This window comes from Brenneria izadpanahii (assembly GCF_017569925.1).
GTDB classification, from domain to species: domain Bacteria; phylum Pseudomonadota; class Gammaproteobacteria; order Enterobacterales; family Enterobacteriaceae; genus Brenneria; species Brenneria izadpanahii.
Genome location: NZ_CP050854.1, coordinates 5,303,380 through 5,324,596, shown reverse-complemented (window position 1 = coordinate 5,324,596; position 21,217 = coordinate 5,303,380). Strand labels below are relative to the sequence as shown.

The window sequence follows — 21,217 nt, the reverse complement described above, 5'->3', positions numbered from 1 at the left end:
GATTAGCCCTTTGGCGGAAAGGGATCTTTTCCATAAGTATTACGCTCACGGATTTTTCCATTTTCACCATGGATGAAGACCTCACTCGCTTGATTTTTCGCAATACCGCGCGCGGCTTCAAAAGCTTCTTGCTGCGTATGATGATGCGAAGTATCACGGGTATTATTCTCTCCCCGTACAGCCCATCCGTCTTCACGTTTGACAACATGCTGATTTTTACCGGTCATGGATCACCTCCTTAATAAGTATTCATGACACTGTATAAATTACCACCACAGAACAGAAAAAATCAACATGTTGATCGTTTTTTAATTTAAAAGCACTACATGTAGTTTATTCATACCTCAGTGATAGTGATCATTAAAGAAAAACTACGATGTTCGTAGTATCTGCAACTCCTCATAACTACGACTATCGTAGTTATGAACACACCTCGATCACGCAGCGATATTTTCAGCAAACGTTTAAAGGATGCCCGGCAGTTGCGGGGGCTGTCCCAGAAAGGGCTGGGTATCGCCGCCGGCATTGATGAGTTCGTTGCCAGCGCGCGCATTAACCGCTACGAGAAAGGCGTCCACGAAGCCAATATCATGACAGCCAGCCGTCTGGCGCAGGCATTACATGTCCCGCTGGCGTACTTCTACGCGGACGACGATAATCTGGCGAAGATGATCCTGAAATTCTCCGAACTGCCTGCCGCGCAACAAACCAGGCTACTTGCTTCGCTCGATAGCCAATGAACAAAGTAACGCGATCGCGTTACTCAGGCCGCTTCCCTCTGATTTTCACCTTTCGGTCGATGAGTTTCCCCACCCCATCGTAGTAACGGCTCGGCCAGATCTCGGCAGGATGAATGCCCAAAGTATCAGCGATTAACCATTCGCCTTTCGGCCACGGGCGCGTCAGCACATTTGCCAGCGTGGATGAACTTAATCCGGCGGAGCGGGAAAGCGCAGCCATTGTTGTGCCCTGTTTGCGCAAGGCGGCGATAATATCTGCCTGATGCCAGTCGTTTTTCATGTGACCCCCTAACCTTTCGTCGTAAAAGGAACATGCACAACTCAATACTACGTTATTCGTAGTATCACGCTCAAGCAAAAACTACGATTCTCGTAGCTATGAAGAGCAAACCCAATTATCACGACATTTTCTGTCAGCGGCTTAAGCAGGCGCGTCTGGCGAAAGGGCTATCGCAAAAACAGCTCGGCATTGAGGCCGGGATCGATGAATTTGTCGCCAGTCCCCGCATCAATCGTTACGAAAGAGGTGTGCATGAAGCCAACACCGAGACGATTCAACTGCTGGCGGACGTGCTGGGCGTACCGTTGGCCTATTTTTACACCGCCGATAATGAACTAGCCGAACTGATACTGGCATTTCAGGCTCTGTCGCCTGAGGAGAAACCAGAAATTCTGGCGCTGGTGAAAAGCCGGGCTGAACGGCCTCGTCAGGCGTGATTTCCCCCATTTTCCTTTGACCCGCCAGCGCCACACTTTTGCCCCCACTGAAAACAGACATATCCCTGCTCAGGCTAGTCATAGCGCAGCATTGAGCGATTCCCCCCACCTGGGCGTCGTATACAGGCGGGAAGTGGGGGGATCCGGTTTTTTTGGGCCGGATCCCCCCATCAGTACCACCATGTTCCCGTTTATTCCCCCAGATACCCGGCAAGGCGGATCGTTTCTCCCTCCAGCTCAATCAGGCCGTCTTTCTCCAGCTTGAGCAGCCAGCGGGTAAACTTTTTATCCACATTCATCCCTTTTACGCGCAGATCGTCGCGCAACTGCGATCGGGTACAGACTTCGCGCGCCTTAAGAGCCTGCCAGACAGCGATGTGATTGACGGTCAGATGGGGGATACCGGCCAACTCCGGGTAAGCATCGGTTCCGTCCCGGAGTTCCCTCGGCTGGTCGTTCAGCACCAGCGAATCAACCGGCTCGCCGTCCTCATCAACATAGACCGTAACCGGCGTCAGGTCGTAAGCCGCCGGCGCGGGCGGTTCGGCATCTTTCATTTTGGTACAGCTCAATACCAGCGCATTGCCGTTACTTTCCCGCCGGACGTTGAACTCCGCATCCAGCGCGGCCTGAAACGCGCTGGAGCCGCGCGCGCCCCGCTCCAGATCTTTGCCGGAATGATGAACGATCAACACCGATGCCTGCGTAGCGGCCTTGATGGCATCGCACCCCTGAATAAATGCGCCCATATCCTTAGCCGTGTTCTCATCTGAACCGCCAAAGCAGCGGGCCAGCGTATCGAGAATAATCAACCGGACCGGCATTCCGGTCTCTCGTTTAACGTCATTCGCCGCCTGTATTACCTGCTTTACACTCTCGCTACTGGCCGGAAATACCGGACAATCGACCCGAAACAGGGTATCAACAGGGCTGCTGCCGTTCAGCGTCTGCTCCCAGGCGCGGATCCGCCGCGGCACACCGATACCGCCTTCACCCACCACATAAATCACTGCGCCCTGATTGACCAGCCGGTTGGCCCACGGTTTACCGGTGGCGATATGGCAGGCCCAGGATACCGCCAGAAACGATTTATACGACCCGCTGGCCCCGTAGATGCTGCATAGCGAATGACCGGCGAGATGCCCCTTAATCAGGTAATCCTGCCGGGCATCGTAGCCCTCAGAGCCCCGGCGCAGCGGCAGCGTGGAGGTAAAGACGAGCTCATGGTCATCGGGAGTCATAATGGGCATCTCCATGGAAGAAAGCTGGCGGTAAAAAGTGCGCCGGGCAACGTCACGGCCGTTATGACGCAGATAATCGTCCCAGTCGGCGGCGATATCGCCGGGCGGCAATACGGCAAAACCGTTCACCTGTCGGGCGGCATATTCGGCCTGTTTCCGGCCGGTATTTTCACCTGTGCCATTGTCGTTATCGCCAGCCAGGATAAGGCGGGCATGAGGATTTTTTTCACGTAAGGATCGGGCGACATGCAGCAGGTTATTCGCCGACAAGGCTGCATAGGTTGCAGCTCCTGTCAGAGACTGAACCGCCAGCGCCGTAGCGTAACCTTCGGCGATGGCGATGTCGGAATGATCTTCACCGGCAGGCAAAGCAATAAAACAGCCTTTTAGCCGCGAACCGGGCAGCAGACGTTTATCGCCTGCGGGACTGATAAGCTGCGCGCCGGTCACATCACCTTCGCTATCCCGAAGCGTTAACACCAGCGAACCCGGCCCAAAAACGGCATCGGCAATATGCACTGGTGCGCCCTCTGTCAGTACGTGCTCACTTCGTTGATACCCCTTAGCCTGCAAATAAGGCGACTCACCACAGGCACAGCGGGACAGCAACGCTGAAACCTTCTCGCTGATATCTGGCGGTGAAGATTGCGCTTTTCCCCTGGCTGGCGATATTGCCTGCCTGTCTTCCACCGAGGCGACCAGCTTTGCCGCCTCCGTCAGGGAGCACTGATGCACTTTCGCCACCAGATCCAGACCGTCACCGGCCCGGCACTGATTGCAGAACCAGGTGCCCCGGCCTTCAAGGTCATCGAAACGAAAACGGTCTTTACCGCCACAAATCGGGCAAGGACCGTGTCGATGGTGGGCCGGAACGCGGATATTTAACGCAGAAAGAACGGCAGGCCAGCGATAACAAGCGCTATGGGTTATCTCAGTAACAAACTTACCCGTCATTGCGCCACCTCCTGCCCGTACACCTGCCGGATGTAGCGCCCGCGTCCGTCGCCATGGCCTAAATCCATTGATGTCAGCGCATAGGCTTCCCTGCGGCTGAAGCCCTGCTGCCGGTAATGGCGAATGGCATCCTGAGCCCAGGCATAACGCAGACTGTGCGGGGAATATTGTCCTTTCAGACCGGCCGAAGTGGTTTGGTAATGCCATCGATTCATGGCGGTTTTCAGGTCGGGTTTGTCAATCAGGCGGCCGTTACGCGTAGCGGCAATTGCTAACGCTTCACGGACAACCTGCGTCACGGCCTCACGGTTCAACACCATGGTCTGGCGCGGACGCCCGCCTTTGGTGCCGTAGACAACCGGCAGACGTTCGTCGCCCCTGGCCAGCGCCGCGGCCCAATAGGATAGCGACTGCGAGCACTGCACCGCCTCCTGCGAGCGCAGGCCCATTAGCCGGGCCAGTTGCAGCGTGACGGCTACGCCGGCATCTTTTTGCCGCAGGGTGGTCAGAACGACCTGATAATGCTCCGGGGTAATGGCGGCGCGCGTGCCGCTCCGGCTGGCACCACCTAATCCCAGCGCTTTATTGCTAATCCGTTCGGATCCCGCCAGTATTTCCCGCCCGGCCTCACGCAGAATAACTCGCACCGCCGCCATCTCATTGTGCAACGTACGCAGCAATATTCCCTGCGTAAGACGGTCGGCGATGTAACTCTCAATATGTTTCGCTTTCAGATGCTGTACCGAGCGTACCTGAATATTCAGCGACAGCAGATGACGGCCGATCCGCTCGGCCATTTTCAGCCGATCGTGAACGGTTTTGTAACTACCAGCGGCCCGCCGGGCCAGTTTCTGCATCTCACGAGTTAACTGTGACATAGCGTTTACCTCAGTCTTCGGCGCGCGGTTGCCTGCGGCACAGGGCGAACCTATGCCGTGCTGAACAATACCTGTGCGCCGGAGTGTCTGGGGTTTGGGTATCACGGGAACCGGTTATGCACTCAGTGCAACCGCCTGCGTCAGCAGGAACGTTCCCCAGGCTGAAAGCCTGCCTTCAGGTATCGGTTCAGTCCTCCTTAGTTGAATGGTTGATAAATGTTGACGCAGCCAACAGGGCGTCAGATGACAGGTCGCGTCGGAAAACGAGACAGCACAAGCGCTGGCGCGGCGGCCGGGGCAACGTCACTTCGAGCCGCGCTGCGGACGAAGTGACGTTGCGGCCTCATGGATAAACTAAGCTGAGGCAATAAAAGGCCACGGCCACCGGCTGCGCCAGTTCCGAACGATTGGTAAAAGCAGGTCATGCGCTAGAGATAACGCAGCATTGAAATAAAACAGGACGATTTCAGGCTGACGAAAGCCGCGAATACGCTAAGAACAAAACAGAGATGCAGCTATGATGGCGCAGGGAAAGAAGGTCGCTACCACCGCCGAAGCGGCCACCCGCGCTGCCGGTAACGTTAGCGGGTTGGGCGTCGACCACACAGGTCTAGCCTGTGCGTTGCCTGGAAGGTCGTGGCAACGTGGGATGCTATTGGGAGACTAGCTGTACGAAAAACGAGCATAGTTCGTGAGTTGGGAAATTGCAAGACTGAAGCGCCGTTGCCCGTGAATTTTGGAACATAGGAACGACACTGTTCGCGCCTTGATGTACATTTCTGATCGACGATGATTAACACACGCTGATACAATTATCAGTAACATGTCATTAGACTAGCGATCCGGAATCGCTGCATTGTCGGTATGTGAAAATCGGATGGCTCACTCTCGCGGGGGAGTGAGATGCAAAATATTTGGTTTCCATCCTTGGCATCTCTGTTTGCAGTACTCCCGGACGACAACTACCGTCTACCGAATCTGATTGATAAGAGAAAATCAACTCACTGACGGAATTGGGCGAAATCAACGGTTGGCAAGGATATTGAACTGACCACGTACCCTACGCCTGATGGCAGAATACGGGCTAGTCTCACTGTAACGTAATATCAGAGGTGTCCAGCCCATGACATTAACGGCTGAATTTCTGGTCGTACTGGATTGATGACAATGAACACAAGAGGGAACACCATGGCTCGGATGTGGATGGTGCGCGGCGAAGGTGGCAGCCTATATGAGGTTTTTCGGGAACGCGGCGTGGCCGCCGTTGGCTGGAGTCAGTTGGCCGCTCATGCCAAGCCAGGAGTCAGACGCAAGCAGTTGATCGCTCTATACCAATCCGCCGAGCCTCAAGCAAAACAAGGGACCGTGGTATCGGGCGCATCCCAGGTCTGGCGCTTCGTCAACGACATTCAAGATAGCGATTGGATCGTCACCTATTCGCCGGCCAATCGTCTGTACTCGTTCGGTAAAGTGTCTGGCCCGGCCGAGCACCACCCGGAGTGGGCCGAACAAGGCATGCCGCTGGCGCGCAAAGTGCAATGGCAAACTCAAGAACTGACACGCGACTGCCTGAGTACCAGCACGAAGAACAGCCTGGGTTCGACCCTGACCCTGTTCGAGGTGCCGTCCAGCGCGGCAGCCGAAGTGCTGGCGGCGCTGAAGGGTAAACCAGCTCCAGCCGTGGAAGATGAAGCCGAGGAAGTCATCGCCGATCCACTGGCTGACATCGAGTCCCAGGCGCTGGAGCGCATCAAGGATCGGGTCAACGAACTCGACTGGGACGACATGCAGCAACTGGTCGCCGGCATCCTGCGCGCCATGGGCTACAAAACCCAGATTTCGCCGCCCGGCTCGGATCGGGGCAAGGACATCGTGGCCTCGCCGGACGGCTTTGGCTTCGAACACCCGCGCATCGTCGTGGAGGTCAAGCACCGCAAGGGTCAAATGGGCAGTCAGGAAATCCGTAGCTTCCTCGGCGGTCGCCACAAGGATGATCGCGGGCTATACGTCAGTACTGGCGGCTTCACCAAGGACGCCCAGTACGAAGCAGATCGAGCATCCATCCCGCTGGCAATGTGGACGCTGGATCATGTCGTTCGTGCCCTGATCGAACACTACGACGCTACCGACGCCGAAACCAAACGCATCGTGCCGCTGAAGCGGCTGTACTGGCCCGCTTGAAGCCATAGGAATAATAAGTGACATCTACTGAACAACTGGTTGAACGCTTTATCGCCACGCTGACCTCCTTGGGCGGCAGCGCGGGCAATCAACGCCTGCTCGAAGCACTTGGTTGGCAGGACAGCATTTACCAACGCATCAAGCAGCAACTGATCGAAGACGGCCGAGTTCGCCCAGGGCGGGGACGAGGCGGTTCGGTTGCCTTGAGCACAATCACGCAAGTGGCGGTCGAATCCAACGATTCCCCCAAACCTAAGTCTGCACAACCCAAAGCCACACCAGCCGCTTCGAGTCAGACACCCGTGTCCGAAATCGACTACGCCGACAAGCTGTGGAAAACCGCCGATAAGTTGCGCGGCAACATGGAGCCCAGCGATTACAAGCACGTCGCGCTCGGTCTGATCTTCCTCAAGTACATCTCGGATGCATTTGAGGCTCGCCACGCTGAGTTGCAGGACGAAGATCCGCTGGCAGCGGAGGACAAGGACGAATACCTTGCCGACAACATCTTCTGGGTGCCCAAGGAAGCGCGCTGGTCTCACCTACAGGCCAACGCCAAGCAATCGAGCATAGGGACGCTGATCGACGACGCAATGCGCGCCATCGAGAAGGACAACGAATCCCTGAAAGGCGTGCTGCCTAAGGACTACGCTCGGCCTGCCCTCAACAAGGTGATGCTGGGGGAACTGATTGATCTGATTTCCGGCATCGCGCTGAACGAGAGGGGCGACAAATCCAAGGACGTGCTGGGGCGCGTGTACGAGTACTTCCTCGGACAGTTCGCTGGTGCCGAAGGAAAGCGCGGCGGCGAGTTCTATACGCCGCGCAGCGTGGTGCGCACCCTGGTGGAAATGATCGAGCCGTACAAAGGTCGCGTGTACGACCCATGCTGCGGCAGCGGCGGTATGTTCGTACAAAGCGAGAAGTTTGTGAACGAGCATGGCGGGCGTATCGGCGATATCGCCATCTATGGCCAAGAAAGCAACTACACCACCTGGCGCCTGTGCAAGATGAACCTTGCCGTACGCGGCATCGACAGCGACATCCGCTGGAACAATGAGGGCAGCTTCCACAAGGACGAACTACGCGACCTGAAGGCCGACTTCATCCTCGCCAACCCTCCGTTCAACATTTCCGACTGGGGCGGCGAGCGCCTGCGCGATGACGTGCGTTGGAAGTTTGGCCCGCCGCCGGTGGGCAATGCCAACTATGCATGGTTGCAGCACATCTTCCACCACCTTGCGCCGCACGGCTTTGCCGGTGTGGTGCTGGCGAATGGCTCCATGAGCAGCCAGCAGAGCGGCGAGGGCGAAATCCGCAAGGAGATGATCGAAGCCGGCGCGGTGGATTGCATGGTTGCTCTACCGGGGCAGTTGTTCTACTCCACGCAGATTCCGGCATGCCTGTGGATACTGGCCAAGGATCGCAGCAATGGGCTGGTGAAGAACAGCAAGCTGCGCGACCGTCGCGGAGAAATCCTATTTATCGACGCACGCAACATGGGCGTGCTTGTTGACCGTACCCGGCGAGAGTTGACCGAAGACGAAATTTCCAGGATTGCAGAGACCTACCATGCATGGCGGGGCGAAAAGCATGTGGGCGTATACGCCGATGTACCCGGCTACTGCAAATCTGCGTCGCTTGCTGACGTTCGCAAACACGGTCATGTGCTCACACCGGGGCGCTACGTCGGCGCTATGGCGCAGACGGCCGATGGCGAACCATTCGATGAAAAGATGCAGCGCCTCGCAGCGCAGTGGTGCAAACAGCAATCGGAAGCGGCGAAACTTGATGCACTCATCGACGCCAACCTGTCGGAGCTTGGCTATGGCGGGTGAATTGCAAAAAACGTCTTTCGAGAAACTACTTTCGGAGCCTGTTCGAAACGGCATCTACAAAACTAAGGAATTTCACGGTCGCGGAGCAAAGATTGTGAATATGGGCGAGCTATTCGCTTATCCAAGATTGTGCTCAGTTCCGATGAAGCGGGTCGAATTGAACGAATCAGAGAAACGTCGATTTCTTCTCGCTGAGGGCGACTTAATTTTTGCACGCCGTTCTCTCACAGCGGAAGGCGCTGGGAAGTGCAGCATCGTGCTCGAACTCGACGAAACGACAACATTCGAATCATCAATTATTCGAGCACGCCCGGACAAATCAAAAGCAGATTCGCTATATCTTTATTATTTTTTCAATTCGCCAAGCGGTTTTCATGCATTGGATACGATCCGCCGGCAAGTGGCAGTAGCCGGAATTACTGGCCACGACTTGGCAAGACTCGAAATACCAACACCGTCCCTTAGGGAGCAGCGTGCCATTGCACACGTACTTGGCACATTGGATGACAGAATTGAACTGAACCAGCGCATGAACCAGACGCTGGAAGCGATGGCCCGAGCCTTGTTCAAGTCCCGGTTCGTGGATTTTGATGGTGTACCGCTAGAAGACATGCAGGAATCAGAACTGGGTTTGATTCCGAAGGGGTGGCGTGTTGGGGCGCTTACGGATTTGGCTGTACTTAACCCTGAGACGTGGACAAAGCAGACGAGGCCCGATGAAGTCCGCTATGTCGATTTGTCGAACACGAAGTGGGGACGTATCGAGCGTGTCACGCCGTATGCGGTAGAAGATGCGCCAAGCCGCGCTCAGCGCGTGCTGCGACCGAACGACACGATTGTCGGTACGGTGCGGCCCGGCAATGGTTCCTACGCACTCATAGACGAAGATGGCTTAACCGGCAGTACGGGCTTTGCGGTGCTTCGTCCAAAGTGCGACGAATACGCAGCCCTTGTGTATCTTGCCGCAGTTGCGCCGGACAATATTGAAGCCTTGGCGAATCTTGCCGACGGTGGAGCATATCCAGCCGTACGCGCCGAAGTCGTCGCAGCAACGCGCGTCGTTATCGCAGATGAAGGAACCATTGCTAAGTTTGCACAGTGCGTTTGGCCATTTCTGGAAAAAATCGCAAAGAACGAACGCCAGTCCCACACCCTCGCCCAACTTCGCGACACCCTGCTTCCCAGGCTGATTTCAGGCGAGCTTCGCGTCAAGGATGCAAAGCGCTTCCACGGAGAAATAACATGAGTCTGGACTGGTGCCCCGGCATCCGTGAGGCTTGCGTGTATTGGCGTGATGCGCCGATGTTGCAGCAAACCTTCGAGGTACTGGAGCGCACATTGGATCAGGATAACGATGCGTGCATCGACTGCGCGAAATCCATCGTCGAAGTTTTCTGCCGCATCATCGTGGATGAACTGGATTCACCTACCCAACCCGTCAAGCCGAAAGCCACGGCTCCGGATTTCGGTGAGTGGGTCAGCGCTGCAGTACGCGTGCTGAAGCTTGGAGAAAACCAGAACAACAAATTTCTCAAGCTGGTATCGCAACATCACAAACTGACAACAGCATTGGGCGATCTACGGAACGAATCTGGGCCAGTGAGTCATGGGCGGGATGGATTTCTTGCCAAACTGTCCATCCATCATCGCCGCTCAGCAGTCTTATCAGCGGATGCGCTTGTGATGTTTCTGCACCAAGCCTATCTGGAAGCGCAGCGAGACCCGGTCAATTCGCGTGAGCCATGGGAGCGGTTTGAGGAATTCAACCAGCTGATTGACGCTCATGTCGGGTTGGAACTGGTGATGGATGATGACGGCAATCCTGAGTTTCGTATTCTTCTGCCTGGCAATGATTCCTTTCCCCTCAATGTTTCCGTTAGCCGTTTGCTCTACCAGCTTGATCGTGATGCTTATATCGAAGCATTAAACGCCGCACGTGATGCTCCTATAGCGGAGCAAGACGCGGAACAAGGAGAACCCTGATGGCCTGGGACTGGGCAGTAATCGGAACCGCGGTGGGTGGGTTTTCCACCCTGATCTATACAGCATTCACTTATGCACTGCTGCGCGAAAACCGCGCGCTGCGAAAAGCGGGCAGTTTGCCGCAGGTCGTTGCCCATTTTGAGCCACATCCAGACGGTAATGGAGCCTTGCAACTCGCACTTTCCAATGTGGGCTCGGGCCCAGCCTTGGATGTCTGCTATTCGTTCGAGCGTGAAGCCGGTGATTTCGAGAATTATCACATTCTGTTCAAGCACGCCGAAGAGCGCCCAGCGCTGACCATGATTGGCCAGGGTGAGAAATTCAGCTTTACCTTTGCCATCGGGTTCGATCTGTTTAGGCCCAAAGATGCGAACGTCAGCCGGCAACTCAAGCCTTTTTACGTCAAGGTTAGCTGGCGTGCTGCTGGGGAAAAGAAGATACACAATGAAAAATACCTTTTGGATGTCTCGGCTTATGCCGGACTCCCGGGGCTTGTCGAAAAGCCATCCATTGCCAAGATCTCTGATGCGCTGACTGACATCAAGAAGCACATGGGCACATTGGCTAAAACCGCTGACGCACAGATTCGATTTGTTGATGCAACCTCAATTGAGGAGCACATAAGGAAAGTCGTTCCGGCACGACAACCACCTTCCGATGAGGAGCAGAGCTGATGGCATTTCTATCCGAATCCGCAGTCGAGCAAGCCATGCTCGAACAACTACGCAGGTTGGGCTATGCCATTACCTCGGATAACACCATCGGCCCGGACGGCAGCGCGTCGGAGCGTGAAAGTCATGATGTCGTCATTCTGAAAACGCGACTGGAGGACGCTGTATTACGGCTTAATCCGCAGTTGCCGCCGGAGGCGAGGGCGGACGCCATCCGCAAGCTCACCCAGAGCGAACTACCAAACCTGCTGGAAGAAAACCGCCGCATCCACAAGCTACTGATCGAAGGTGTGGATGTCGAATACTACGCAGACGACGGCGTACTCACAGCAGGCAAGGTATTGCTGCTCGACTTCGAGCGGCCCGAGAGCAACGACTGGCTTGCCGTTCAGCAGTTCGTGGTCATCAGTGGTCAATACAAGCGCAGACCGGACGTGGTGTTGTTCGTCAACGGTCTGCCACTGGCGGTGATCGAGTTGAAAGCGCCCGGCAGCGCGGGTGCGAACCTGGTGGGTGCGTTCAATCAGCTGCAGACCTATAAGCAGCAAATAGCCGCGCTATTTCACACGAATGCCGTGCTGGTCACCTCCGATGGCATAGCGGCACGGGTTGGCTCGCTGTCGGCCGATCTGGAACGTTTCATGCCATGGCGTACTACCGACGGCAAGGACGTGTTGCCCAAAGGCCAACCCGAGCTGCCGACACTGATAGAAGGTGTGTTCGAACCTCGACGCCTGCTCGACCTGCTGCGTTGGTTCACTGCTTTCGGAGAGACTGGGCGCGGATTGGTCAAGATCATTGCTGGTTATCACCAATATCACGCGGTCAACCATGCCATCGAATCCACCATCCGAGCCTCCAGCTCAAGTCAAAGTGTGCACGAAGAGCCTGGACACTACGGATTGCCCAGCGTGGAGACACAGGCACATGGCGACCGACGCGCAGGCGTGATCTGGCACACTCAGGGCAGTGGCAAGAGCCTGCTGATGGCCTTTTACGCCGGTCGTTTGGTACAGCATTCGGAGATGAAGAACCCGACACTGGTAGTGCTCACCGACCGTAATGACCTGGATGACCAGTTGTTCGCCACCTTCTCTATGTGCAAGGACTTGATCCGGCAAACGCCGGTGCAGGCCGAGAGCCGTGAGGATTTGCAGAAGTTGCTCGCACGTGCTTCCGGGGGCGTGATCTTCACCACTTTGCAGAAGTTCGGTGAAGTGAGCGAACCGCTGACCGAACGCAGCAATGTGGTGGTCATAGCCGACGAAGCGCACCGCAGCCAATATGGGTTGAAGGCCAAGGTGGATAGGAAGACTGGCGAAGTCTCCTATGGCTTTGCTAAATACATGCGCGATGCGCTGCCCAATGCCTCTTTCATCGGCTTCACCGGTACGCCCATCGAAGCCACTGACGTGAACACCCCGGCGTTGTTTGGCAATTACATCGACATCTACGATATCAGTCGTGCAGTCGAAGATGGGGCAACAGTACCGATCTATTACGAATCGCGGCTGGCTCGTATTGAACTGGATGAAGACGAGAAGCCCAAGCTGGATGCCGAGGTCGAGGCCCTGTTGGAGAACGAAGGCTCGGATGAAAAAGAAAAGTTCAAGGGGCGAGCTGCCGCCGTTGAACGGCTGGTCGGCAGCCAGAAGCGACTGGCCTTGGTGGCACAAGACTTGGTGACACACTTCGAGGAGCGGGTCGCTGCGCTGGATGGCAAGGCGATGGTGGTGTGCATGAGCCGCGAAATCTGCGTTGATCTGTACAAGGAAATCATCAAACTTCGCCCTGACTGGCATAACGCTGACGATACGTTGGGAGCTGTCAAGATCGTGATGACCGGCGCGGCCAGCGATCCGCCGGAGTGGCAACCGCATATTGGCAACAAAGCCCGGCGCGATCTGTTGGCCAGGCGAGCGAAAGACCCTGACGATCCGCTGAAGATGGTGATCGTACGCGACATGTGGCTGACTGGCTTCGACGCACCATCCATGCATACCATGTATGTAGACAAACCGATGAAGGGTCACGGTTTGATGCAGGCCATCGCAAGGGTCAACCGCGTGTTTCGTGATAAGCCTGCCGGCTTGATTGTCGACTACATCGGTATTGCCCAAAACCTGAAATCCGCACTGGCGCAGTATTCACCACGGGACAAAGAAAATACTGGTATCGACGAGGGACAGGCCGCCGCACAGATGCGGGAGAAGTACGAGGTGGTACGCGACATGTACCATGGCTTCGACTATCTCACCGCTTTGGGCGGCACACCACAGCAGCGTTTGGTGATGATGGCTGGCGCCATTGAGTGGATTCTGGATAAGCAGCAGCAATGGGCCGCGACAGAAACTACCGACGAAGGCAAAAAGAACGCACAACGTCGTTACCAGGATGCGGTCCTCGCCTTGTCCACGGCCTATGCCCTGGCTTCCGCCTCGGATGAGGCACGCGCTATTCGCGAGGAAGTCGGCTTCTTCCAGGCTATCCGCGAGGCATTGGTCAAAAGCGCCACAGGGTCGGGCATCAGCACACAGGAGCGCGACCTAGCCATCCGACAGATCGTCAGCCGGGCGGTGGTCTCCACCGAGATCGTAGACATACTCAAGGCGGCCGGCATCCAATCGCCGGACATTTCCATACTGTCTGACGAGTTCCTCGCTGAAGTGCAGCAGATGGAGAAGAAAAACCTGGCGCTGGAGGCATTGCGCAAACTCGTCAATGACGGCATCCGCTCGCGCAGCAAGAGCAACATCGTGCAGACCAAGGCATTCTCAGAACGGTTGGAAGATGCGATTGCGCGCTACCATGCCAATGCCATTACCACCGCCGAGGTGTTGCAGGAACTGATTCAGATCGCCAAGGACATCCGCGCTGCGCGTGCGCGGGGCGAGGAGCAAGGCCTGAGCGCGGATGAAATCGCTTTCTACGATGCACTGGCTGAGAACGACTCGGCAGTGCAAGTGATCGGCGATGACAAGCTCAAGGTGATTGCTCACGAATTGCTAGTGAGCCTGAAGGGCAACATTTCAGTGGATTGGGCACGCCGCGATTCAGCACGGGCGCGAATGCGTGTGCTGGTCAAGCGCATCCTGCGTAAATACGGTTACCCGCCAGATTTACAGGACGCAGCGGTGCAGACGGTGTTGCAACAAGCTGAAGCACTGTCGGCTATGTGGAGCATGCCCAATTCCTGATCTTCACCAGTCATAAGCTCGCGTCTGAGGCAACTATCCGGAAATTCCGGATAGCTCTACAGGAGGCAAACGAAAAGAGCACCTGGCGATGGATTTCTACAATCTGTCCGCCATTATTTTCGTTGGCTGCCAAGCCAGTTATTATTACTGGACAAGATCATTTTTCTGATCTCGACATCCACCGGTAAATTCGCAGCACCAGCGAATTGTTCACCAAATAAGGACTATGTTGCCAATGACCGAAGCCGAACTCCTGCACCAACTGGCTATCGGCGAAGACAGCCGCCACCAGTTCAAATGCGACGCCACCAACGCTGACAGTATGGCCGCTGAGTTGGCGGCTTTTTCCAACAGTGGCGGCGGCCAGTTGTTTATCGGTGTAGCGGATGATGGCTCGGTGGTGGGGTTGGATGCTGGCGCCGTACGACGTCTGAATCAGTTGCTAAGCAATGCCGCTTCGCAGCACACGCGCCCGCCTGTGCATCCTCTCACTGAAAATGTGCAGACGGCCAACGGCATCGTAATGGTTATCAGCGTGCCCGATGGCCTTGCCAAACCCTATGTGGACCACCAGGGCCGTATTTGGGTCAAACAGGGAGCGGATAAGCGCCATGTGACAGCTCGCGAAGAGATGCAGCGCATGTTCCAACTTGCCGGCTTGGTCTACGCAGATGTGGTGCCAATAGCCGGTACGTCGCCAACAGATATCAATAGCAAGGCTTTCCATGACTATTTCAATCGCCGCTACGGTCAGGATGTGGAGTTTGCCAGTCAACCGTTGGAACAACTCCTGCAAAACCTCAGCCTGAGCGATGGCCGCGAGCTAAATCTGACCGGATTGTTGTTATTTGGTCACCAACCGCAGCGCTGGCGGCCCGCTTTCGAAGTCAAAGCCGTCGCTTTCCCCGGTACAGCGCTGCACGATACCCGCTATCTGGACAGCGAAGACATCGGTGGCACATTGCTGGAGCAATACCAGCGCAGCTTTGCCTTTATTCGCCGCAACCTGCGCCATGTACAGGCCGGACGAGGCTTTAATACGCTAGGGCAACTGGAAATTCCGGAACAGGCGCTGGAAGAGTTGTTGGTCAATGCGTTGATTCACCGAGACTACTTCACCAGCGCGTCTATCCGTCTGATGGTATTCGCCGATCGGGTAGAAATCATCAGTCCCGGCCACCTGCCCGACAGCCTGAGCACCGAGGCCATTCGTCGCGGTGCCACTAACCGGCGTAATCCCACGCTAACCGAGCATGCCGTACATATCCTGCCCTACCGCGGCCTGGGCACCGGTATTCCCCGCGCATTGCAGGATTGGCCAGCTATCGATCTTATCGACGATGTAGCGGCTAACCAGTTCCGTGTGGTTATCCGGCGACCACTGACAGAGGCAGTCACCGGGGAAGTCACCGGGGAAGTCACCGGGGAAGTCACCGGGGAAGTCACCGGGGAAGTGTTGCGGTTACTGATGGTAATGCAAGGGGAAATGAAGCGGTCTGACATCCAGGCCGCTCTGGGATTGAAGCATGAAGATCACTTCCGCAATACCTATCTTCTCCCAGCGCTGGCGGGCGGATTCATAGAAATGACGATTCCGGACAAACCCAGAAGCAGTCGACAAAGGTATCGGCTTACATCGGCGGGTAAGAGCTGGTTGGCACAGCAGAATTCAGGAGGAGATCGTGAATGAGATGGTCATTTAATCGAACCGACCCACTAATGAACGGTTCATATCATTACTGAGCCAATACTGTTCTGCCAGGCAGAACGCCCATTCTGAGTTAAACGCACTTGCACTGGGGCAGATAGCGTAATCAATAGTGATAGGAATATCATATTGCTATTTAAATTCAATGTGTTATCCATAATATGTTTTTTGTGTCCATAAATGTGCCCATCGCACAAAAACGCACCAACAAACATAATGATAAATCAAACAGATAAAACAAAATTCCAGCTTCTGCATCGAACGCTGAGTCTGTAAGCGTCCACTTACTTCCACCGATCCCGTATAGCTGATTGTTATGCTGATGGTGAGCGATGCCGCGGATGCCGCCAGCGCTCAGCGCTGGCTTTCTGGTCGGTGATGAAAGCCCTTCTCAATTCAGTCGCGACTATGCCCGGATATTCGGCATGCCTTCGGCCAGGCATGCCAGCCAGACGAGACGGCAAATTGCGCCGAATACGCGCAGGCCTGCGTGACACGCCGCACGTCTCAGCGTGGCTTGACGGCGGGCGAAGATTTGCGTAGAGGCATCGACGGAGCCAGGTCGTCGAATTGATGGCGCAGCGCTTGGATCGTATCGATCAAGGCCCGCAGGGTCGCCGGAACGTGGCGATTGCCGGGGAAATACAGCGACAGCCCCGGTATCCGGGGACACCAATCTTCCAGCACGCTCACCAGACGCCCATCATCCAGCGCGGCGCGGGCATAGGGTTCCGGCATGTAGGCGATGCCAAGACCCTTGATGGCGGCTTCCAGCATCAACGGGTTGCTGTCGAGCGTCAGCGTACCGGGCACGTCGATCTCCATCATCTGTCCCCGCTTGCTGAATTCCCAGCGATAGCGCTTGCCGCTGGGCAGACGCTGCCGAATGCACTGGTGCTGGGTAAGCGCATCGGGCACTTCCGGTGCGGGCCGTGCGGCCAGGTAGCGTGGCGAGGCCACCGCCAGAAAGCGGATGTCCGGCCCTAGAGGGATCGCCACCATGTCCTTGGGCACGGTTTCGCGCAAGCGGATGCCCGCGTCGAACCCCTGCTCAACAATGTCCACCAGGCGTCCCTCGGCGACGAGATCCAACTCGACGCCGGGGTAGCGCGCCAGAAATTCCGGCACCACCGTGCGCAGCAGCAGACCGATCGCGGCATCGTTGCCGTTGATGCGCAGTTGGCCTTGCAAATTCCCTTGTTCGCCGGTGACTTCTTCCAACGCCGCATCAAGATCGCGCATCAGCGGATCGAGGCGGCCTAGCAGGCGCTTCCCTGCTTCGGTCAGGGACACGCTGCGCGTCGTCCGGTGAAACAGGCGAACTCCCAGGCTATTTTCCAGATTCTGAATGGTATGGCTCACGGAGGGGCGGGCGATCCCCAGCAAATCGGCGGCACGCCGAAAGCTGCGGTGCTCGGCGACCGCCATGAAGGCTTTGAGATCAGATAGCGTCGGTTTGCTCATTGGTAGTTTTTATACACCAACCCATGCGGTTTATTCACTCTTATCGTAACAATGATATGACCCTATGATCTAATCCTGTCACCCACTTTATTTCTCATTTTGGAGTCCGTCATGAGTAAAACCTGGTTCATTACCGGAACATCGGCCGGCCTCGGCCGCCTTCTCACCGAACGTCTGCTCGCCCGCGGCGATCGAGTGGCCGCCACGGTGCGCCGCCTTGATGCACTCGACGATCTCGTCGCGACTTACGGTGACAGGCTGTGGGTCGCCAAGCTCGACGTGACCGATGCGGACGCGGTGCGTACCGTGACCGATCGCGCCTTTGCCGCTCTCGGCCGCATCGATGTCATCGTGTCCAATGCCGGTTATGGCATCCTCGGTCCGGCGGAAGCCGTGCCTGATGAACAAATCCGCCAAATCATCGATACCAACCTCATCGGTTCCATCACGCTCATCCGCGCCGCGATCGCGCACTTGCGCAATCAGGGCGGAGGGCGCGTGTTGCAAATCTCCTCGGAAGGGGGGCAGATCGCCTATCCAGGGTTCAGCCTCTACCACGCCACCAAATGGGGGATCGAAGGCTTCGTCGAGGCGATGGCCAAGGAGCTGGAACCCTTCGGCATCACCTTCACCCTCGTGGAACCGGGGCCGACCGCCACCAATTTCAAGGCCGGCCTGGTTCGTCCCGTCACGCCGCCGGTCTACGACGGCACGCCTGCCGGCGACGTGCTGCGCGGCATTGATTCGGGCGCGTTCGCCGTCACCGGCGATGCGGACAAAGTGGTAGATCGGATGATCGAAATGATCGATACGGGGACGACGCCGTTGCGTCTGACGCTCGGAGCATCCGCCTTCGACAATATCCATGCGGCGCTCCAGCAGCGGCTTGCGGCTCTCGACGCGCAGAAGGATATCGCGTATTCGGTGGAATTGGATCGATAAATGAGCGCGGTGATGGAGGAGGACCGCATCCCACAGTCGCTCCTGGACCTTTAAGTAGCGCAGAAGAGTCAGACTGGCTTATTTCGTACCTTCAGGCAGGCGCGCGACCACCTTGATCTCGAATTGAAAGCCATAAAGCCATGTGACGCCGACCCCCGTCAGGGCTGGGTATGGCGCATCGCCCCAGAACTCCGGCAGCACCTTCCAGACGGTGTCGAGCGTGGACTGAGGATCAACAAGAAACACGGTGACATCGACTACGTCATCGAAAGTGCAACCGCCGGCCTCAAGCACCGAGTTCAGGTTATCGAAGGCGCGCCGGATCTGCGCTTCCAACTCGGGCTCCGGCGAACCATCATCCCGGCTGCCGACTTGGCCCGAGACGAAAAGAAAGCCGTTCGAACGGACGGCGGGTGAATAACGGTTGCGTTCGTACAGGGCTTGTCGCCCGGCGGGAAATACGGCATCACGGGATACTGTCATGGCTGGGCCTCTCTTTTTGCGTGCTCGGATCGGGATAGCGACCAGGCAGAAAAATCAGAATGTTGGCGAAAAAAATCAAGGCGATAATGTCGGGAGAATGTACCGATAGCTTTTAGCTTCCGAGGTGGAGTTTAGGCTGTCGTCATTCTCCTGATGTGCTGACATCAGCGATGTTAGCACCGAAATTGATCCATGATTAGCCGGACAGTCGCGGACAGCCCGTACGAGATGGAGAACAGCGCGCGCGCCTACTCGCAGATTGGCTCATAGAGAAATCGGCATTTGATCGTCCTCGCGACCGGGCAGCCTGGCCGCCTAATGGGACGCGGTTGTCGGCGCTTACGATTTCTCCTCGGCGTTCAGCTCTTTGATATAGTCAACGAAGGCTCGCAAAGGCGATGGCATGTGCCGCCGGCTAGGGTAATACAGGTAAGGGCCATCGAATTCCTGCCACCACTCCTCTAGCAGCGGCGTCAGCTCTCCGGATTCAAGATGCGGACGCAAAAAATCCTCGAAGGTATAGATGATGCCCGCGCCGGAGACGGCGCAAGCGAGTTGAAGATCGATGGAACTGGAAATCAGAGGGCCGTCCGGCATAATGCGCAGCAGCTCGCCATCACGCTCGAACACCCAGGGCCATATGGCTCCGCTGGGAAATCGGTTACCGATGAGACGATGCTCGACCAGCAATGTCCGTGGGTGATCGGGCAAGCCGAACGTTTCGATATAGGACGTCGACGCCGCGGCAACAAAGCGCTGACGCCTTGGCCCGATGGGGACGGCGATCATATCCTTGGCGATTCGCTCCTCATAGCGGACACCGGCGTCGAACCCACGACCGATCACATCGCTGAAGTCATTCTCCATGACGACATCCAGGCGGATGCAGGGAAACCGTTCGAGAAATCCCGTGGCGATGCCGGGCAGAACATGGCGGGCAATGGGAACGGGCACGTTTAGCTTTAGCGTGCCTAGCGGGCGGTTGGCATCGTCCTTTAGATCGTTGAAGGCCGCTTCGATCTCTGAGAATGCCGGCTTCAAACGTTCGATCAGCCTGGCGCCGGCCTCGGTTGGCGTGACGCTCCGGGTGGTGCGATTGAGCAATCGTATTCCAAGGTCGGCTTCCAGCCGGCGGATCGAATCACTGAGGGAAGAAGCGCTTGAGTGCCGCACCAGAGCGGCGCCCCGGAAGCCGCCGGCTTCCACGACGGCGATGAGATCGCTCGCGTCTTTGAGATTTGGTACTGATTTCATGATCGCCACCGAAAGTCTCGTCTCCCGTCCAGTCCGGGAACTCACGCTTACCGCTTTAGGGCATTTTTCAATCTATCATGCGGCAATATATCCGACAATACAGCCCAAATCGAATAGGCTGTACGGCTGCCCGTACAATCAGAGTGAACGAATCCCGCCAGGCGCGGGATGAAGTGGCGAGATCCAAGACCGCAATTGAGTCCGGGAAGCGAGGATCAGTTCATGCCGCCGTTCACATAGATCGTCTGTCCATTGATCCAGCGGGCGGGACCAGCGAGGAACGAGATCACTTCAGCAATCTCAGGCGGCTGCCCAATCCGATTAAAAGGATTGAAACTGGCGATCCGCTCGACAAGCGCCTCATCCTTGCCATTGAGGAACAGCTCGGTAGCCACAGGACCGGGGCCGACCGTGTTGACGGTGATATCGCGGCCTTTGAGTTCGCGGGCGAGGATAAGGTTCAGACCCTCGACCGCGCCCTTCGACATGGCATAGGGACCATAAGCCGGCATCGCCTGGCGTTCGGCCGCCGTTGAAATGTTGATGATGGCGCCTCCCGCGCGCATCCGCCGAGCCGCTTCGCGCGATACGAGGAAGGTTCCGCGAACGTTGATGGCGTGCATCCGGTCGAACTCTTCCACGGTGAAATCGACGACGGCTTTGGTAATCATGATGCCCGCGCAGTTCACGGTGACGTCCACGCCGCCGAATTCCTGCTCGGCGAAGTCGAAGAGCGCCCCGACCTGCGCCTCATTTGCGACGTCCGCTTTGAAAGCCTTCACGTCGCCGCCGGCAGCCGCAATGGCATTCACCGCCTCACTGGCTGCGCTCTCGCTGCTGGCATAGTTGATGATGACGGCGAACCCGTCCCTGGCGAGCCGCTCAGCCGCGGCCCGCCCGATCCCCCGCGAAGCGCCCGTAACGATGGCGACTTTCTTCTCGTTAGTACTCATAATTGCTCCTTTG

General features: G+C 56.6%; 18 protein-coding genes and 1 pseudogene. 10 read left to right on the top strand and 9 right to left on the bottom strand.

Features of this window, described 5'->3' with window-relative positions; genetic code table 11:
- Positions 1-2 precede the first annotated feature (2 nt).
- Entirely contained in the window at positions 3-227 is a 225-nt protein-coding gene (locus HC231_RS23760; protein ID WP_208229153.1) for a DUF2188 domain-containing protein, read from the bottom strand.
- Positions 228-422: 195 nt separating this feature from the next.
- Here HC231_RS23760 and HC231_RS23755 point away from each other — a divergent pair, with 195 nt between their 5' ends.
- A complete protein-coding gene (locus HC231_RS23755) occupies positions 423-740 on the top strand; it encodes a helix-turn-helix domain-containing protein (RefSeq protein ID WP_038924379.1) in 318 nt (105 codons plus the stop codon).
- 19 nt (positions 741-759) lie between these two features.
- Here HC231_RS23755 and HC231_RS23750 read toward each other — a convergent pair whose 3' ends face one another.
- Complete coding sequence (locus tag HC231_RS23750) at positions 760-1,020, bottom strand: helix-turn-helix domain-containing protein (RefSeq protein WP_208229152.1); 261 nt, start codon at positions 1,018-1,020, stop codon at positions 760-762.
- A gap of 98 nt (positions 1,021-1,118) precedes the next feature.
- Between HC231_RS23750 and HC231_RS23745 the strand changes: the two genes are divergently transcribed.
- Entirely contained in the window at positions 1,119-1,457 is a 339-nt protein-coding gene (locus HC231_RS23745; RefSeq protein ID WP_208229151.1) for a helix-turn-helix domain-containing protein, read from the top strand.
- 191 nt (positions 1,458-1,648) lie between these two features.
- On the opposite strand, the gene HC231_RS24255 is transcribed toward HC231_RS23745, so the two are convergent.
- The 3 genes and pseudogenes from HC231_RS24255 to HC231_RS23735 all read right to left on the bottom strand — a co-directional run bounded on the left by HC231_RS24255 (position 1,649) and on the right by HC231_RS23735 (position 4,530).
- Positions 1,649-2,713: a helicase RepA family protein gene (locus HC231_RS24255; protein WP_318011347.1), complete on the bottom strand. Its 1,065-nt coding sequence runs from the start codon at positions 2,711-2,713 to the stop codon at positions 1,649-1,651.
- A gap of 48 nt (positions 2,714-2,761) precedes the next feature.
- Positions 2,762-3,652 (bottom strand): annotated as a pseudogene (locus HC231_RS24250) (primase-helicase zinc-binding domain-containing protein); the annotation flags it as partial.
- On the bottom strand, positions 3,649-4,530 hold the full coding sequence (locus HC231_RS23735) for an integrase domain-containing protein (RefSeq protein ID WP_208229149.1): 882 nt from the start codon (positions 4,528-4,530) through the stop codon (positions 3,649-3,651). The gene HC231_RS23735 and the pseudogene HC231_RS24250, both read right to left, overlap by 4 nt.
- Positions 4,531-5,727: 1,197 nt before the next feature.
- Here HC231_RS23735 and HC231_RS23730 point away from each other — a divergent pair.
- The 7 genes from HC231_RS23730 (at position 5,728) to HC231_RS23700 (ending at position 16,090) form a co-directional block, all read left to right on the top strand.
- A complete protein-coding gene (locus HC231_RS23730) occupies positions 5,728-6,711 on the top strand; it encodes a restriction endonuclease (protein WP_208231506.1) in 984 nt (327 codons plus the stop codon).
- A 302-nt stretch (positions 6,712-7,013) separates the two neighbouring features.
- A complete protein-coding gene (locus HC231_RS23725) occupies positions 7,014-8,549 on the top strand; it encodes a class I SAM-dependent DNA methyltransferase (RefSeq protein WP_246494870.1) in 1,536 nt (511 codons plus the stop codon).
- Positions 8,539-9,795, top strand: a complete 1,257-nt coding sequence (locus HC231_RS23720) for a restriction endonuclease subunit S (RefSeq protein ID WP_208229148.1) — start codon at positions 8,539-8,541, stop codon at positions 9,793-9,795. Before HC231_RS23725 ends, HC231_RS23720 begins: the two co-directional genes overlap by 11 nt.
- Entirely contained in the window at positions 9,792-10,532 is a 741-nt protein-coding gene (locus HC231_RS23715; protein ID WP_208229147.1) for an abortive infection family protein, read from the top strand. Before HC231_RS23720 ends, HC231_RS23715 begins: the two co-directional genes overlap by 4 nt.
- On the top strand, positions 10,532-11,206 hold the full coding sequence (locus tag HC231_RS23710; RefSeq protein WP_208229146.1) for a hypothetical protein: 675 nt from the start codon (positions 10,532-10,534) through the stop codon (positions 11,204-11,206). Before HC231_RS23715 ends, HC231_RS23710 begins: the two co-directional genes overlap by 1 nt.
- The gene (locus tag HC231_RS23705; RefSeq protein ID WP_208229145.1) at positions 11,206-14,400 is read left to right on the top strand and encodes a type I restriction endonuclease subunit R; all 3,195 of its coding nucleotides are present in this window, start codon (positions 11,206-11,208) and stop codon (positions 14,398-14,400) included. Before HC231_RS23710 ends, HC231_RS23705 begins: the two co-directional genes overlap by 1 nt.
- A gap of 235 nt (positions 14,401-14,635) precedes the next feature.
- The gene (locus HC231_RS23700; RefSeq protein WP_208229144.1) at positions 14,636-16,090 is read left to right on the top strand and encodes a Fic family protein; all 1,455 of its coding nucleotides are present in this window, start codon (positions 14,636-14,638) and stop codon (positions 16,088-16,090) included.
- Positions 16,091-16,615: 525 nt separating this feature from the next.
- Here HC231_RS23700 and HC231_RS23695 read toward each other — a convergent pair.
- Positions 16,616-17,572 (bottom strand): LysR family transcriptional regulator, encoded by a 957-nt coding sequence (locus HC231_RS23695; protein ID WP_208229143.1) that lies wholly within the window; start codon positions 17,570-17,572, stop codon positions 16,616-16,618.
- A gap of 111 nt (positions 17,573-17,683) precedes the next feature.
- Between HC231_RS23695 and HC231_RS23690 the strand changes: the two genes are divergently transcribed.
- The gene (locus HC231_RS23690) at positions 17,684-18,514 is read left to right on the top strand and encodes an SDR family oxidoreductase (protein WP_208229142.1); all 831 of its coding nucleotides are present in this window, start codon (positions 17,684-17,686) and stop codon (positions 18,512-18,514) included.
- 78 nt (positions 18,515-18,592) lie between these two features.
- Here HC231_RS23690 and HC231_RS23685 read toward each other — a convergent pair whose 3' ends face one another.
- The 3 genes from HC231_RS23685 to HC231_RS23675 all read right to left on the bottom strand — a co-directional run bounded on the left by HC231_RS23685 (position 18,593) and on the right by HC231_RS23675 (position 21,204).
- The gene (locus tag HC231_RS23685; RefSeq protein WP_208229141.1) at positions 18,593-18,997 is read right to left on the bottom strand and encodes a RidA family protein; all 405 of its coding nucleotides are present in this window, start codon (positions 18,995-18,997) and stop codon (positions 18,593-18,595) included.
- 339 nt (positions 18,998-19,336) lie between these two features.
- Complete coding sequence (locus HC231_RS23680; RefSeq protein WP_208229140.1) at positions 19,337-20,251, bottom strand: LysR family transcriptional regulator; 915 nt, start codon at positions 20,249-20,251, stop codon at positions 19,337-19,339.
- Positions 20,252-20,466: 215 nt separating this feature from the next.
- A complete protein-coding gene (locus HC231_RS23675) occupies positions 20,467-21,204 on the bottom strand; it encodes an SDR family oxidoreductase (protein ID WP_208229139.1) in 738 nt (245 codons plus the stop codon).
- Positions 21,205-21,217: the final 13 nt, after the last annotated feature.